Consider the following 14392-nt stretch of genomic DNA (forward strand, 5'->3'; position numbering starts at 1 on the left):
CTGCCTGGCAAGGCATTCAAACCTAATACTAGGTACGTACTAGATCTCGCAGATTACTAATGATTTGGGCTGCAGCTTGCTCTGGCGATTGCTCTCGAAGCAGCGCCAGCGCCTGTACCGTTTTGGGGATATCGGTAGCAGGCCTGGTTGGCCGTCCTTCGATTTGCACGAACGGGCCATCGGTCTCGGTGAGAAGCCGGTCAGATGGCAGCGAGGCGACAAGGTTGCGATGCCTGGCGGAGCTCAGCATCTGCGAGTTGATCGAGAAATAGCATCCAAGCTCCACAGCCCGCCTGGCCTCGCTAGCGGAGCCGGTGAACCAGTGAAGCACCACCGTTCCCCGGTCAGTTGGAAGTAGGCGCTCGATATGGGACAGCACTTTTCCCACACTGCGTACGCTGTGGACAGTGAGGATCTTCCCGCCCTGCTCCGAGCAAGCCTCGAGCACCCTCTTGAACACCCGCTCCTGGGCCTCAAAGCTTCGATAGAACTGGGGCCCGGCATCAAGCCCCACCTCTCCAACGTATCGAGTCTCCTCAAGCAGGCGCTCCAGGAGTGGCAGCTCCGATTCACGCTCTGCCACCAGTTGGGGATGTAGCCCCAATGCCACCCGGACATGCCGAGCCGAGGCCGCAAGCTCACGATTGCGCCGCCATGCTTTCGGTGTAGTAGTCACGGCCAAGGTAGCGACCTCTGCCTGATCGCACTCCACGATGAGACGCTCGTGATCGGGATAGAGGTCAAGGTGGCAGTGGAAATCCACCCACTTTGGAATCGAGCTCTTCTGCGGTTTCATAGTGGTATGGCTGTCACACCCTCGAGGTAATTGTCGACTTCCAGCAGTCCATCTCGATAAACCTGTTCGAAGTCATCCAAGCTGTCAGGATGGTCGATCAAAGGCCCGGGCTCATGAATTGCGAATTTGGCGCGGTGTGGCGTACGTTTGAGGCGCGCGATGGCCAGCTGGAAAGAGCGCACATGTTCGCCATCAGATTTGTTCGTGTCCAGCGTTTGCGCATGTAGATCCGGGATGACATATCGGGTTTGATCCGGCCCGCACCCACGATGAATTGCTGCCCGCCTGATAATACAGGGGACGCAGAACCCGCAGTGCTTGGGTGATCGATTCGAGGGGTCGGGATGGTACCTTGCCTTTCCTGGCGAGGAGCACGACATCGTGAGATGCACATGATCCGCTAGGAACTCAGGGTCAGAGCACTGCTCTGCCATCTGGCCCTTGGTGAGATGGCTGAACATGTTGAATAGCCTCGTGCTCAGGCCCAAACGACCGAAAAGCTCATTCACCCGCGCCATGTAGTATGGATGAGTCGTGCGCGTGCTACATGCACCCAGGCGGCGCGGATCCAGGGGAACGTTCAGAGAGATCAGGCCATTTTCAGGCACATGGATGGTGATCGAGTCGCCGATCGCTTCCGCGGCCATGGCCGCCAGCGCGAAGAACAGGAATGAGCGCGCTCGAAGCGTATCTTCACTACCTCCCCCCTCCACGAGATCGTGCGGGAACCCCACACGGGCCTGGACGTGGTTGATCGACGTCTCGGAAAACCTCTCCTGCAGCGCTGCCCGGCAGTCGTTCTGATAGGTGCTGGTGCTGTTGGTGTCCCAGTAATGGCTCACAAGCAATGGTTTGCCGCCGCCACTGAGTAGATCGATCGCCCCAATGAAGCTGTCCATCCCCCCTGAGAACAGGCAGACGCTGTCCGACTCATCTGTTCTCAAGCTCTCCGGAGCGCGAGATAGCTCATCGATATCTGTGGGCCGCTCGCGGAAGACCAGGCGCCAGCGATCACCAGTGAGGAATTTCAAGGTCGAGGCCAGCAAGTCGGACGTTGCTGTCCATACTGCGGGATCTGCGACGGGGACGTAGAGGTCGATCTCCCTCGTCCAGGAATTCTCCGATTCGGTGTCTCGTGAGATTCTGGTGTCCGCCGCAGTAAGGGTCGCCGCCAACAGTGCCAGGTCGACGGCAGTCTCTCCTGGGCTAAGTCCCAGGTCAGCTAATTGCTCGATGGCTTGGCCGATCCCGAACTGCAGCCGTCCGTGTCCGTCGAGGAATTGGATATTGGTGATGACACTACCTGGCTCCAGCAGCGCTAGATCCTGGTCATCCGTTTCGCCGAGCCGGCAGATAATGCTGTGGTGCCTCATTCCAGCCCCTCCGCTGCACTCGCGATAAGATCGAATGCCGCCTCATAGATCGCAGACGTAACCTGATTGACCTCTTGGTCTGTGGGCGCCGGCCATTGCTCCAGCCGGTTGGCGAGCTGACCCCGCGTACAACCCGTGATGAACGAACTCAGCTGAGACTGGATGCGTTCAACCGCTTCCACATCATCTGGCATGGTGATGCCCCTACCACCCAAGTCCGCCATGATCATGCTCTCAATCGAATTCGCTACGAAGTCGAGGAAGAAGTTCTGCCGATCAGCTTGAGTCATGTCCTCGAAGCTACCGCTGCCTGCCTCGTCCAGTTCGGCGATCGTATTCAGTGCGGCCTGGCGAGCAACACCTTCGTCAATCGCGCCGCCAGGCGGGCAGATAAACTCAAGCAGTGTGAGCAGCACCTGGGATGCCGGTTGCCCTGGCGCCACGGTGAGCTGCAACCGCCGCAGTGTTTCCGCTGCCCCGTTGCGCTGAACATCTCCGAAGATGCTGAGCAGCTTTGCCGCAGTAGCGCGAGATGTCCCCATGCGGCGCGCGCCTCTCGATGATCCCCCTACGCCTTTACGCACATAGGAAGACAGGGCATTCCCCAAATCGCTGGGGCTTCCAGTGCGGGCGAACCGGGTGAAGCTGCTGCGAGCCCCTCGAAGTGAGCCAGTGCCGTCATTGTTCACCGGCCCTGACGGAGCTGAGCCTGGCTGAGATGGCGTAGAACCGGACTGAGATGGATTTGCTTGGCTTGGCCCGTTCGGTTGAGCGGCCGGGGCGGCTGGCTGCGCTACATCATCAATCCAGGAGGGCACCAAGCCGGAGCTCGGGCCTCCATATCCTTTGGAGGTACCCATATCAATCCTTATGATTTCCCGCTAAGCGTAAGTACGCGCTTAGCTGCATTCTGAAGATTCTCGTTCTCGATCTGCTGACTCCAACCTCTCAGAATTGCATCGAGACCCTGTATAGCATTTGTATCCTTGAGGCACTCATGCCATGGGGCGGGAGCCCACATCCCGAGTTTTGGCGTGGGCAGAGATCGGATAAATTCGACCAGGCGTTTCTGCAGCACGGGGCGTTGTTTGACAAGCTCGATCAACCCCGCGACACCTTTGGGTTGATCCGAAAAATCGTCCGCCTGGATTATCTGATCGCGGAGTGCGTCAAAAACATTCTCGGCATCAACCTCAGCCAATCCCACAATTTCTTTCTTCGTGGACGCTTGCCGGATCAGTAATGGTGGGCCCATTAGCTTGTCGACGAGCGCCTCGAGATGACTCACTACGACCTGCCCCATCAAGGAGCTGCGCTTATCGCGAGTCACGAAAATGTAGGGGCGCAGATCAACTCCGGTTAGCGCGGGGTCGATCGCCGCCCAGTTGCTGATCCAATCGCTCTTCTCCCAATCGTTCACATCGCCAGAATTGGCCACTGCCTTGAGCTTGCCAGAACTTTTCCCCTCATCCGGCTCTGAGGCGGCTCCCTTGGACTTCTTGGCCCGCTTTTCCAGTTCAGCGATGGCCGGTACCGCGCCGTCCGCATCCAGGCTCGCGATTCGAGCAAGTTGCTCGTAAAAATCAGGGTGGAAACGCTCAGCCAGCATGATTTTCGCAAGTATTGGACGCCGGATATCCTCAACAAACCCACGAGCCTCGGCGATGGCGTAGCGCAGCATCATTGAGTTCAGGAAGCGTTTGATCTGCCGGGGGTTGCCGCGGGTACCCTCACTCAAGATCCGGGCCAGCAAGGCACTGGTATCCAACGCTTCCTGGGCAAATTCGGGAAGCGGGTTACCGAACGCACCAGCTACAGCCTTGCGGTCGAGGCCTGTGCTCTTCCAGGGCCGGAGCATGTCCTGCTGCGCGGTGTTCAAGAGCGTCTTGAATCGATCGTCATCCGTTTTGACGAAGCTCTCGAGCTGGAGCAACGTGATGTAACTACGGGTTTCTGCCAGCCCCAGGGCCGGGATGCGGAACGGTACCTGAATGAGTTTTTCGAGGTAGTTACGTGCATAGGTCACTGGCCCGGTGCCCTGAGGTAGGTCTGGGAAGTGCTCGCGCACCGCGTACTCGATCATGGCCTCATCAGCACCTACCACGAATGCTGTCCGATTGACGAAGAGGAAGAGGCGGATGGCCTCAAGCGTGGCAATGGCTGTCTTGGGCAGGCATCGATCCAGGTCATCCACGATGACCACCAACTGGTCAATGTCAGCGGCTGTTAGAAGCTCTTCGAACTCGGCCCGGAACTGATGCATGTGCTCGGGAAGTTGCTCAGATTCGGTTTCAGCATCCTTTATGAAGCCCCCAGCCTTCTCAGCAAGGCCCGTGAGGCTTTCAATGCTCAGGTGGTCGCCCGGGTTCTGCACAAAGGCGGAAATCGACTCCACGGCCCCTTTTAGCTGGTCAATGCTGGGGAGGCCGGTCAACGCGGTAAGCCCAAGCCCTCCTGCTTGCTTGGCCAGCTTGAACCAATCAACGCGCCGCAACACCTTCTTCGCAGCATCAGCGACCTTTGTGGAGTTAGGGCGAGCGCGGCGCAGTTCATCGACAATGGTCTGGATAACGACAGTTTTCGCATCCTCAAAGCCTTCGAATGTCCACCCGTTGAACCAGATACAACATACGCGCTCATCAGCATTGAGGAGTTGCTGGGTCATCTTCAGGACACTGGATTTACCCGCCCCCCAATCACCGTGCACACCAATGGTTACCGGAGCTCCGCGTGATTCGCGAAGTAGGCGCTCCACTGTTTTGGCAATTGGGGTGTAATACAGCAGGTCAGTGGCTGTTTCCTGGTCGTTCAGGAACATGCAGAGAACTCCCTTCCTAGCATTTGAGATTAAACCACAAGCGTGAACTCAGCGCCGGAAAGCGCCCGTACTCACATCACGGTTACAGGTATGAAATTTATGCCGCGAGTAGGCCAAGCACACGCACCGATGTCAATACGCCATTCATCCACATCGTTGCTGAGGTGATTACGTAACAATGGTCTTTGAGTCAGCAGGGTGCGCCTGGTCAATCAAGCGTTACTTGCACCAAGACAGATCCAGGGACAACCTTTGATCGTCTGCTGGAGAAATGACTCTCTCGAATCTACAAGGGACTGCAAAACACGCCCGCTGGCGACCTGCCCCCGTACCGGATGACGCAGCCATAGTCAGAGTTCGTTGCGACGCTAACAGTGCGCTGGTGACAGCTAACCATTCGAAATCCCCTGATGCGCCGGCGCATGTCGGAAATCACATTGGCCTGTACCGAGCGGAGGACGATGGCCACGTTCACTACTTAGTGTCCCCATCCAGGCACCACAACAAGGAGTCGTCGCATCGCAATGCCAACCGGTACATCGCTGATGAATGGCTCGATAAACCATGGCATCAACTTGGCGTGACTGAGCTGGTTGTGCTCAAGTCGGGGGTTTTCGGAAGTGACGCCGTCGTAGCGGAAGGGATCGGCCTGCTGTGCCGGCATGCTCCCCTCTGGGACTGGTACATCCGATTGCCCAGCCCGATGCATCTTGGCGAGAAAATAGCGGTTGACCATCCGTACTTCGAAGCGCAGAGAAGCTCATTTGCCTAAAGCGCCAACGGAGTACATCTGTACTCTCTCCGTGCATCGCACCACTCACGGATGCGTGGCGCTGCTGCTATGGCAACGAGTCGTCTACCGCCGAGGCAAGTCTCAGTTTAAGTCCGTAATCCGGAAGCGATCCATTTAGTTGTTAATGTCACGTGCGCAGAATACTTTGAACACAACCCCTCTTCTCCCCGCCGGCGAGGTTAGCCAAGTGCTGACGGATGTCGCACTCGGCAAACGCATCATGATGCGAAGCACCATTCAGTCATGGAATGAGATCTACCACGGTCTCATGCCCGTGGAAATTGATGGCTGGCGACTTACCCTCTTCAATGACTGTGACACCCTGGACTACTGCGAGTACTGCAGGTCGCCTGATGGTAGAGTCGGTACACTCGAGCTCTGGCAGCGCGACGGAGCCGATCCTGTCGAACTATTGAGTACCAGGGAGCATGAGCAGCTCGAGCGTTTACTCGCTGCGCTCTGAGCCTGTACGCAAAAGCACGGTACCATTGTTGACTTAAAGCAATGGAGACCACACGTGAGAAAGCCACCTATGAAAATCATGATCGAAGATTGGGATGGTGACGGTGCGATTCGAATTCCCGATGAGGTATTGCAGGAGCTCGAACTGGATGTCGGCGATGCTGTGTACTTGATAGAAGAATTTGTCGGCAACACGCGCTGCCTTGTCCTCTCAAAAACGCCTCAAATCGTGGATCGAATAGACGAACTCACTGAGACCTGGAATAGCGGACAATTATGATGATTGACGCGAATCGTCTCTGGCAACGCGAAAGGAAACGACGCTACGCCTTGTGGGATTTAGAAAGGCTGCAGCCTGGATCTGATCGAGCGATTCAGTACCTTGCGATTCTTGATGAAATTGAGCAACAAGATCGAGATGACCCCATTGGCGATGCAGTCGACATGTCGGTTGATGAGCTACGTGAACTTGTTCCAGAAACCGAGATCGAGGGAGTCAGCGGATCCCACTTTGTAGTCGTGCTTGACGAGCACATACCGGAACCGTGGAAGACTCGGTTCCAAGAAGCGAGTACTGGATCTACCCGTCTACGGCAGGGTAGCTATGCGGGAGATTGGCGTCGTTTTTTACGACTATGGGAGCGGGAGATGCAGCATCTCGCAGCACATAGAGAGATGCGTTAAACCCTGGCCTGACGAAACTCACACGAGTATCGCCCTCTCCAGTCGACCGATAAGGTCGATGACGGCCTCCGTTTCCACACTCGTCCTCATCATATCCAGAGGACGCTTCGAACCAAGCCCACGAACCGGCGTACTAATCCATTTCGCTGCAGCGGCGACATCGTTTTCGAACAGGGAAAGGGCTTCCTGAAAGACAGCTACCAATGCGATCAGGCGGTCGCTTTCTAAAGCGCTGAATCGTGCTGCTTTCGCCCTTCGCGCCATCGTTGAGGGAGATACACAAATAGCCTTGGAGATATCCACTCGCTGCATTTGCAGAACTCTCGCTATCCGCTCGAGGTACTCGAAAGGCAGTCCTTCGCGAACCAGGTCATGAAGCCTGGTGCCGCGTGACGGCAGCCCGAGGATCATCCAAATGCTCTGTGGGATCTGAGGCACTGGTTGGTATTCCTTGATCGATGACAGCACTTTCACCTCCACCTGAAAACCTACCACCGAGCCGGGCCAAGTGGCCCGAATCAGCGATATCCTCATTCCTCGCCACGTAGGATCTGTCCGCCCCAGGAGAACATGGTATCGAGAGGTAGTTAGTTCATCCTAGCTTGTGAGCTTTCGTGACCTCCCTCGAAACGCTATGCACCTCTAAGCTCGTTTTAGAAATCTACAGTTGTTGCATGACAAGCGCTCCAAGCATGGATAGTGTCAGCGCCATGAATGTCTCAAACCCGGCCCTTCCCGACTCCATTCCTCCGTCAATGCTGGCGAGCGCAGACTTGCTTGTAACGAAGACAGCGTACCTAGCCGGCATGGTCGCGCCTGAAACCGCAGCGTGCTTGAGCAAATTGTTGATGGACTCTGACGCCCATTATTCAAGGGTCATCGACGAGTACCACACAAAGCCAGAAGTTCTGAAGAATGCACTGAACTCAGCGAACCAGCATTCCACGCTGGAGAAGGTACCAGAGCTTCGTCGACGTATCGTAGCGGCGCTAGCCCACCACTATCGCCTTCTACAAACTCCAGCTGGGAATGGGGTTGTGGCGAGAATAATTGCTCACCAGCATTTGGCTCAGCTCCGGTTACATTCTCAACTCTGGTCACTTTCTCGCGGCTTGGCCCGTAGGCAAGAGGAGTATCACGCCGCCCTGAACACGACTGATAGCACTCAAGATTTACAGGTTGCCGGTGGTGTCCAGCTATCTGACAAAGCCTTTCTCGGCTTCATTGAGCTCATGCTTGATGTCTGCCATCAAGAAGTGGATTACATGACTACCGCTCTAAATCGTCACCAGCTTCGTCGGTCTGTTGCCCATGCGTACAGAACAAACCCGCGATTGACGGAAGCAGGCGTTAGCCTAAAAACGATGCCGGCGCTCCTAGCGTTGCTGATACAAGGCACACTACCTCGCAGCGTATTCATAACCTTTACGGGTCTTCCGCCCAAAATAGCGAGTGACCAGCTTAACCGGCTGCTTAACCTCGATATCGTGGTGAGCCCGCCATCGAACCTCCAAAGGCTGGAGGTTGGCTTACCGGCCTGGTTTGCCCAGGTTCTCCTTCCCGATGTTGATTTGGCATTAATTTGACGGTAAGGCGCGCTAATAGCCCGGAGAGTGCGATAACGATGATAGCGTTAATTTGGGCTGCCGAGGTTCTTAGATTTCAGACAAGCCCATGTGTCTTAGTACCGCCAGCGGCACTTGACTCACGTAGCTCTCGCTAGTAGTTTCCAGTACATCCAGTGGCTCACCTCCAATGGCTTCCATCAGACTGTTAGCTAGCCAAACCGCGTCAAGCATGCTGAACGAATAGCACATAAACTCGAATACAAGCTCCACTCCACCTTCATCAACTGTGTAGACGCCAACATTTTTAGTTGTATCATTCGCATCCGTAACGAGTTCAACAAAGTAAACGTCACTGTCCGAACCGTGACAGTTGAAATCTCCGTCGGCGTTGTAAGTCCATCCAAAAAACCCCTTTCGATATTTTCTCTTAAGTAGGCTGTTCCGCGCAGCCGGAGTAGGCGCAAATCCTGCCAGGTTTCCGACTGTGATGAGGACAGCATCGTAAAGACATCGCGCGATCTCTTCAGCTACGGCGCCGGCGAACACGATTGATACAATATCTAAGTTTAGATTTACAGTATTCTCGCCCTGCCTGAAAACCTGACATGGATATTGGTCGTTGTACTCACGATCGCGCCAGCATGTAAAATCGCGAGCCGCGTGGAATATTCGAGACTCGCTTTCATCTTTACCCATAAACACCGCCACAAATTATGATTCTTAAAATCAAATCGGATGGTTTTGGGTCAATCTTTAACGCTGAAGAGAAATAAACCTCCGCGATTGCCACATAAAACTGCTCTCGTGGCAGCGTGGTCGCGCCCGAAAGCCCATAAACTAAGACCTTTATCTCAGGCAGGGACTATCGAGCGAAGACGGATTTCGAGTAATGGAAATGCAAGATGAGCGCTATAGATGCATCTAGGCCAACGGTTTGCTCATTGCTCTGTAATTTTTGCTCCTTCCCCCCCAATGCTGCATAGGATCAATGGCTCGGTGTAACCTGACCAAACGCCAAGTAAGGTCTCCCATACTATGAGCATTGAAGCAGAGCTCCTTCATCTCCAAGCCATCCAAAGCCTCCTCGCGCCATACCGCTACCTCTATTGCGTAGACCTTGAGGCAACCTGTGACGAGGTTGAAAAATCGGAATCACCTAGGCCGCTTACAGTCGTCCCCGATCAAATGGAAACGATCGAGATTGGCCTGGTGGTAATCGATTTGGAGTCGCTTGAGATCGTCGACGAATTCCAGCGTTTCGTCCGGCCTCTGATCAATCCTACCCTCACCGATTTCTGCAGAAAGCTTACGACCATTCAACAAGCAAACGTGGACGGTGCCCGAACCTATCAAGAGGTTGGCGACGAGCTACGAATGTTTACAGTGCGATATTCAAACGCGGCCTGGGCGTCATGGGGTGACTATGATGCAAGACAGCTTGAGCGCGATGCTGGCTTAGCTGGGTGCCCTTCCCTGCTCGAAGACTTGCCACACTTCAATGCCAGAAAATGGCATGCCAGCTTATATGACGATCGACCTACATCACTTAAGCAAACAGTAGAGTCGTTAGGTCTGGAATGGCAGGGTATCTATCACCGAGGAATCGACGACGCCAGGAATGTTGCGTCCATCGTTATAGAAATGCTCTGCTGATTAGGTGAGCCGGGCCCATTGGCCCGAAGGAGCGATCCCTCCATTTACGTCACATCAAAACTTAGCTTTGAGCATGTGATGCCTCGAACGCGGAATGACTTGAACACAACCTTCCCTCTTACCGCCTGCGAAGTCTGCCAGGTGCTGAAGGACGTCGCGCTCGGCAAACGCATCATGATGCGAAGTTCCATCCAGTCTTGGAACGAAATCTATAACGGACACATGCCTGTTGAGATCGATGGCTCGCGGCTCACGCTTTTCAATGATTGCGACAGCCTGGAATACTGTGAGGAGTGCTGGTTGCCTGACGGCCGTGTCGGGTATCTTGAAACCTGGCAGCGTTATGGCACTGATCCTGTCGACCTATTAAGTGGCTGGGAACGTGAACGGCTTGAGCGCCTGCTCAATGCGCTCTGACTCATCATCGGCGCGCTAGCGCATGTTTTATGCATCCTTCGTAGTAAACCGCCCTCACACTGTTCGGCTTGAGACGAGATTCGCTATCTTAGGTTTCGCTCAATGCAACCAAGATGAAGGCCCGCCAAGGGCTTAGCGCTGATACTCGTGAATAGCAGCGAACAGTGCTTCTGCCTCAAGGCGCAGCTTCTCCACTTTCTCCGCAGGCTTCGTCTCTTGCACTTCGTGGTAGCGGCGTGACGCCTGCACCGCGCGTTCCATCAACGGCTCGCCCGCCTTCATCTTGTCGCCTAGGCTCTGGTCTTCCCTGATATTTCTATTCTTGTTCATCAAATCCACCGCTTTCGATTACTTTGCCAGCGGAGTATAGGCGTCGTTAGGGAAGACATTTCCATGAGCTATTTCAACCAACATTGTCGCCGTCAAGTTCCTCGCCCCACTCAAGTTTGCGAAGAGCTATTGATGCTTCTGCTGAACGGTTCTCTGCCGCAATCCGCTGATCATGAATGCGGATCTGTTCGGCGGCAAAACTTCGCACTAACTCGCTGGGGTCATCCATCCAACTACCTAGCAATGCCTTACGCTGTTCGTGGAGCTCAGCAAAGCCGAACTCACCTGACACCACCCCCGACTCCTGGAGCACAGCTCTAGCTTCTCGCAACAAAACGCTCCCTGGTGCCAAGGATGCGATTACCGCTCGCACCAGTTCGTACACGCAGGGCCGCCCCTCATAAGCAGAGAGCACTCCCAGAACAAACGCCATATCGTGCTCATTACCACCCGTGACTAACGCTTTCAGTCTCTCCTCAAACCCGTCCGAAAGGTCTGGAAACACTGAGGCGAGAAGCTTTCCACCGTCGTAAGGGAAATGTTTAGGAGATCGATTAAACCAGGTCTGCGCAGCTTCCAACATGATCTCAGGGGCAGCTGCGAGCGGTACCCGTAGCTCATAAACTGAAAATGGAACGGCATCGTACCGAGGTGGCGCTTCGTCGGTTTGTGCGAAAACTTGTCGCTCCCCAATGAAGGCGGCAACGTTTGCGGGCCAACGCTTTGCAATGGAGGCTGCAATATATTCGGCGCCATATCCGAGTTCTGGATAACTGACTAAGCCCTTGAGTACGACGCGGGCCTGTTCCTCGTCAAGCGCCTGAATCAATGGGTTTCCAAGCCAGGAAAACCATGGCATCCGAACCCAACTGAAGTCTCCCTCCACAACAAGAACGGAGAGCGCCGGCAGGAATACGTCTTCAATCAATTTCCCGGGATTTGCGGGGAACTGAGTAACCGCCGCCACCAAGACATTCCGCAACGCGTGTAGGTCACTATGGGCAATCGCACTGTCGAGAGTGCAACGTAGAAGGACTTCGTCAAACTGATCCGTAAACCTCAGATACCAAGCGATATCACCAACATACTTGCCCTCCGCCAACCATATATTGATACGGGATAATGCAGCCGTACGTTCAGTGCTACGCATGAGCCCCGAAAGCATCCCTGGCAGGAAGTTTTGAAGCGTTCCCTCGAGGTGATCAATAAACTTGAGGACAATCGATGGTTGCGACTCAGCCATTCGCTCAAGGAATTTGCCGAAGACAGGGAAGGTAGCGGCGTCATTGGACTCTGTCTGCGAATAGCGGCAGACCCTGTCGAACCAGACATCTGCACTACCCTCCTCGACCGACTGAAGAAGTTTATCCACCTGCTCGGCCCTATAGGCCTCTGCTTCTTCATAGTGGAAGTCTTTGTTATTCCAGGCGGGAGGAAACACCGAATTGAATCCCACCAACGTCTTGTAAATCACAAAATCCGGATTGGCGTTCGCCACATCCCGAAATGAAAGAGCGGCGGTTTGCACCCGTGCACGCGCGGCTTCCAGATCTACGTCATTAGCCATATAGGCGGGCAGTTCTCCGTGCATCCAAAAGCAGCGGTGAACCCTTTCCTCTGTCGCCTGTAACAGCTGATAGTTTAGCGTGGTGGCAATCGCGGCCTGGAACTCGAGGATGGTCTTCGTGTTTTCCAGCAAAATCTCTGCAAGCTCCTTGGTATACCCTGAGCCAAGCGGGCCGTGAGTCGCGGTCTGCAGAGCCAACAACACAGTACGACGTTCAACTTCACTGCCGGCCAACGCGAAAAAACTTTTCAGTAATTCGATTGCTTTTGTCCGTATTGCACAGAGCTCAACGGAAGCAATGACGATTCCCCGATGCAAAATCAATCCCTCGAAATTGCTCGTGGTACCGCTTATCTCTACCCCCAAGATCTGATCGAGCATCTCGATGAGTAAAGGCTTCAGTGCCTCCTGCGAGTCTTTTCCGAGACTCTCTATGCGATCGATCAATACAAGCTGTGCAGCTGGGCCATAGCGCTTCCATACCTCCATCTGATGCTTAGAAAGCTCCTCACCTAGCTTCAGTAGCGGCTTTCGTTCTTCATCAGTCTCTGCTGTTGAATAGAGCCTACACAGCCCATCAAACGTCAACTGAATATTCAGATATCGATAGCGTGTGAGGATGTGTGCGATAGCTTCAAGAATGTCCCTATGGGTCTTCGCTGGTAGTGCGCCGTAGGGTGTCTCGATGGTGAGCGGCTGGGTAGCCTTAGAACGCTCCGCAGCGAGGAGTAACTGCGAAACAATGTCAGGATAGACTTCTAGTACATCGTCGTAGAATGGAAGGACATTTTCAGCAAACGTCTCAAGGGCCTCAGCCCGAATGTTGTTATCCGCAGCTTGTACGATGGACTCTAAGGCATCACCATCAAATAGAGCTTTTCCGTCGATCAAGCGCTGGAAATCACTCGCGATCTTTTGGAACTCGTAGCCCGCTGGCACTAGGTATTTACGAGCGACTTTTTGCATCCGGCTCTTGATGCCCTCGAACTCTTTTCCTCCAAAATTGTTGAGTGTCGGGGCCTTATAGATCGTGTCATGCGCCATCTCTGCCCAAGCATGATTGAGAATCGTCTGGATCTGGATTTCACATCGCATCCCAGCAAAGCGGGAATACTCAGGCAGGTTGATCCGCTCCTGCTTAAGGCTAACAAGATAATGATTGGAGATGTACAACTCAGCTGCGTCTTCTACCTCTCGCTGGGGGTGATGGAGCTTCGTTTCTAATACTTCGAAATTCTGGTGGATGATGCCGGAACTGATGAATCGCGTGACATCGCTGTTTGTATAGAAAACCGTACGACAGCCTGCTAGATCCTTAATATCATCTTCAAGCGTTGTAGTCGCTGCAATGCCACGCTGCTCAAGCTTCTTACGGAGAGAGCCAGGTTGCTTGGCACGATCTTTCACCTGCTGAAGGCGATACCCCTCCTCCGCCTCAATTGCCGCCGTTAGGATCGTGGCAATTGTCGTCGCCAAAGCAGCATAGGCCGCCCTACCGTCACGCTCATAGTCGTCGAAATTCATCCAATCCATTCCTTTGCAATGCGGGCTAGCAGAAATATCGCTCACATCCGCAATCGGCACCGTTAGTCTGTAAATCCCATTATATGAAGCACCAGATCATACATTCCGCATTCCCTGCTCGAAGGCTTGCCACATTTCAATGCCAGGAAATGGCATGCCGGCCTATATGACGATCGAACGAAATCACTTAAGCAAACGGTAGAGTCGTTGGGCCTGGTTTGGCTGGGTACTTATCACCGAGGGATCGACGATGCTAGAAATGTGGCCTCCATTGTGAAGGAAATACTTAGCTAATTGATGAGCCGGGCCCATTGGCCCGAAGGATCGACCTCCCCGTTGACGCCACTTCATACCGCAGCTTAGCTATGGGCACGCCCATCAGTACCCGGCCTTGCGAAACCAAGGCC

Annotated in this window: 14 protein-coding genes; 6 read left to right on the plus strand and 8 right to left on the minus strand. The window is 54.3% G+C overall.

All coding sequences use genetic code 11. From position 1 onward, the window contains the following. Window positions 1–28: 28 nt before the first annotated feature. Genes qatD through qatA form a run of 4 tightly spaced genes read right to left on the minus strand, consistent with a single transcriptional unit; the run spans window position 29 to window position 4987 of the window. Window positions 29–796, minus strand: a complete 768-nt coding sequence (qatD, locus tag KUF73_RS11635) for a Qat anti-phage system TatD family nuclease QatD (protein WP_218438181.1) — start codon at window positions 794–796, stop codon at window positions 29–31. Next, the gene (qatC, locus tag KUF73_RS11640) at window positions 793–2169 is read right to left on the minus strand and encodes a Qat anti-phage system QueC-like protein QatC (RefSeq protein ID WP_218438182.1); all 1377 of its coding nucleotides are present in this window, start codon (window positions 2167–2169) and stop codon (window positions 793–795) included. The genes qatD and qatC overlap by 4 nt, the downstream gene beginning before the upstream one ends. Next, window positions 2166–3029 carry a Qat anti-phage system associated protein QatB gene (gene qatB, locus KUF73_RS31560; protein ID WP_305516104.1) on the minus strand — a complete coding sequence of 288 codons (864 nt, stop codon included), beginning with the start codon at window positions 3027–3029 and terminating at the stop codon, window positions 2166–2168. Before qatB ends, qatC begins: the two co-directional genes overlap by 4 nt. Window positions 3030–3037: 8 nt before the next feature. Beyond that, the gene (gene qatA / locus KUF73_RS11650) at window positions 3038–4987 is read right to left on the minus strand and encodes a Qat anti-phage system ATPase QatA (protein WP_218438183.1); all 1950 of its coding nucleotides are present in this window, start codon (window positions 4985–4987) and stop codon (window positions 3038–3040) included. A gap of 271 nt (window positions 4988–5258) precedes the next feature. On the opposite strand from qatA, the gene KUF73_RS31695 reads away from it, so the two are divergent. From KUF73_RS31695 to KUF73_RS11665, 3 genes are all read left to right on the plus strand, one after another. Continuing rightward, window positions 5259–5759, plus strand: coding sequence for an RNaseH domain-containing protein (locus KUF73_RS31695; protein WP_218438184.1), 501 nt, complete (start codon window positions 5259–5261; stop codon window positions 5757–5759). 553 nt (window positions 5760–6312) lie between these two features. Beyond that, the gene (locus KUF73_RS11660; RefSeq protein ID WP_256345593.1) at window positions 6313–6522 is read left to right on the plus strand and encodes an AbrB/MazE/SpoVT family DNA-binding domain-containing protein; all 210 of its coding nucleotides are present in this window, start codon (window positions 6313–6315) and stop codon (window positions 6520–6522) included. Beyond that, window positions 6522–6926 (plus strand): hypothetical protein, encoded by a 405-nt coding sequence (locus tag KUF73_RS11665; protein WP_256345594.1) that lies wholly within the window; start codon window positions 6522–6524, stop codon window positions 6924–6926. Before KUF73_RS11660 ends, KUF73_RS11665 begins: the two co-directional genes overlap by 1 nt. A gap of 18 nt (window positions 6927–6944) precedes the next feature. Here the strand turns inward: KUF73_RS11665 and KUF73_RS11670 are convergent, their stop codons facing one another. Beyond that, window positions 6945–7460: an antitoxin Xre/MbcA/ParS toxin-binding domain-containing protein gene (locus KUF73_RS11670; protein ID WP_218438186.1), complete on the minus strand. Its 516-nt coding sequence runs from the start codon at window positions 7458–7460 to the stop codon at window positions 6945–6947. A 158-nt stretch (window positions 7461–7618) separates the two neighbouring features. Here KUF73_RS11670 and KUF73_RS11675 point away from each other — a divergent pair, with 158 nt between their 5' ends. Then, on the plus strand, window positions 7619–8512 hold the full coding sequence (locus KUF73_RS11675; protein WP_218438187.1) for a hypothetical protein: 894 nt from the start codon (window positions 7619–7621) through the stop codon (window positions 8510–8512). A gap of 69 nt (window positions 8513–8581) precedes the next feature. Here KUF73_RS11675 and KUF73_RS11680 read toward each other — a convergent pair whose 3' ends face one another. Continuing rightward, the gene (locus tag KUF73_RS11680) at window positions 8582–9190 is read right to left on the minus strand and encodes a hypothetical protein (protein ID WP_218438188.1); all 609 of its coding nucleotides are present in this window, start codon (window positions 9188–9190) and stop codon (window positions 8582–8584) included. A 339-nt stretch (window positions 9191–9529) separates the two neighbouring features. On the opposite strand from KUF73_RS11680, the gene KUF73_RS11685 reads away from it, so the two are divergent. After that, window positions 9530–10147 carry a 3'-5' exonuclease gene (locus KUF73_RS11685; protein WP_218438189.1) on the plus strand — a complete coding sequence of 206 codons (618 nt, stop codon included), beginning with the start codon at window positions 9530–9532 and terminating at the stop codon, window positions 10145–10147. A 99-nt stretch (window positions 10148–10246) separates the two neighbouring features. Beyond that, the gene (locus tag KUF73_RS11690; protein ID WP_371135451.1) at window positions 10247–10564 is read left to right on the plus strand and encodes a hypothetical protein; all 318 of its coding nucleotides are present in this window, start codon (window positions 10247–10249) and stop codon (window positions 10562–10564) included. Window positions 10565–10696: 132 nt separating this feature from the next. Here KUF73_RS11690 and KUF73_RS11695 read toward each other — a convergent pair whose 3' ends face one another. Together KUF73_RS11695 and KUF73_RS11700 are read right to left on the minus strand one after the other, a co-directional pair. Beyond that, window positions 10697–10894: a hypothetical protein gene (locus KUF73_RS11695; RefSeq protein WP_218438191.1), complete on the minus strand. Its 198-nt coding sequence runs from the start codon at window positions 10892–10894 to the stop codon at window positions 10697–10699. Between the two features lie 73 nt (window positions 10895–10967). Continuing rightward, a complete protein-coding gene (locus tag KUF73_RS11700) occupies window positions 10968–13985 on the minus strand; it encodes a RelA/SpoT domain-containing protein (RefSeq protein ID WP_218438192.1) in 3018 nt (1005 codons plus the stop codon). Window positions 13986–14392: the final 407 nt, after the last annotated feature.

It is taken from the genome of Pseudomonas sp. PD9R, assembly GCF_019200975.1.
GTDB lineage: Bacteria > Pseudomonadota > Gammaproteobacteria > Pseudomonadales > Pseudomonadaceae > Aquipseudomonas.

Excerpts from the sequence above, each read along its gene's own strand:
- qatD (WP_218438181.1), bottom strand. The coding sequence starts at position 796 with ATGAAACCGCAGAAGAGCTCGATTCCAAAGTGGGTGGATTTCCACTGC.
- qatC (WP_218438182.1), bottom strand. The coding sequence starts at position 2,169 with ATGAGGCACCACAGCATTATCTGCCGGCTCGGCGAAACGGATGACCAG.
- qatB (WP_305516104.1), bottom strand. The coding sequence starts at position 3,029 with ATGGGTACCTCCAAAGGATATGGAGGCCCGAGCTCCGGCTTGGTGCCC.
- qatA (WP_218438183.1), bottom strand. The coding sequence starts at position 4,987 with ATGTTCCTGAACGACCAGGAAACAGCCACTGACCTGCTGTATTACACC.
- KUF73_RS31695 (WP_218438184.1), top strand. The coding sequence starts at position 5,259 with ATGACTCTCTCGAATCTACAAGGGACTGCAAAACACGCCCGCTGGCGA.
- KUF73_RS11660 (WP_256345593.1), top strand. The coding sequence starts at position 6,313 with ATGAAAATCATGATCGAAGATTGGGATGGTGACGGTGCGATTCGAATT.
- KUF73_RS11665 (WP_256345594.1), top strand. The coding sequence starts at position 6,522 with ATGATTGACGCGAATCGTCTCTGGCAACGCGAAAGGAAACGACGCTAC.
- KUF73_RS11670 (WP_218438186.1), bottom strand. The coding sequence starts at position 7,460 with ATGAGGATATCGCTGATTCGGGCCACTTGGCCCGGCTCGGTGGTAGGT.
- KUF73_RS11675 (WP_218438187.1), top strand. The coding sequence starts at position 7,619 with ATGGATAGTGTCAGCGCCATGAATGTCTCAAACCCGGCCCTTCCCGAC.
- KUF73_RS11680 (WP_218438188.1), bottom strand. The coding sequence starts at position 9,190 with ATGGGTAAAGATGAAAGCGAGTCTCGAATATTCCACGCGGCTCGCGAT.
- KUF73_RS11685 (WP_218438189.1), top strand. The coding sequence starts at position 9,530 with ATGAGCATTGAAGCAGAGCTCCTTCATCTCCAAGCCATCCAAAGCCTC.
- KUF73_RS11695 (WP_218438191.1), bottom strand. The coding sequence starts at position 10,894 with ATGAACAAGAATAGAAATATCAGGGAAGACCAGAGCCTAGGCGACAAG.
- KUF73_RS11700 (WP_218438192.1), bottom strand. The coding sequence starts at position 13,985 with ATGAATTTCGACGACTATGAGCGTGACGGTAGGGCGGCCTATGCTGCT.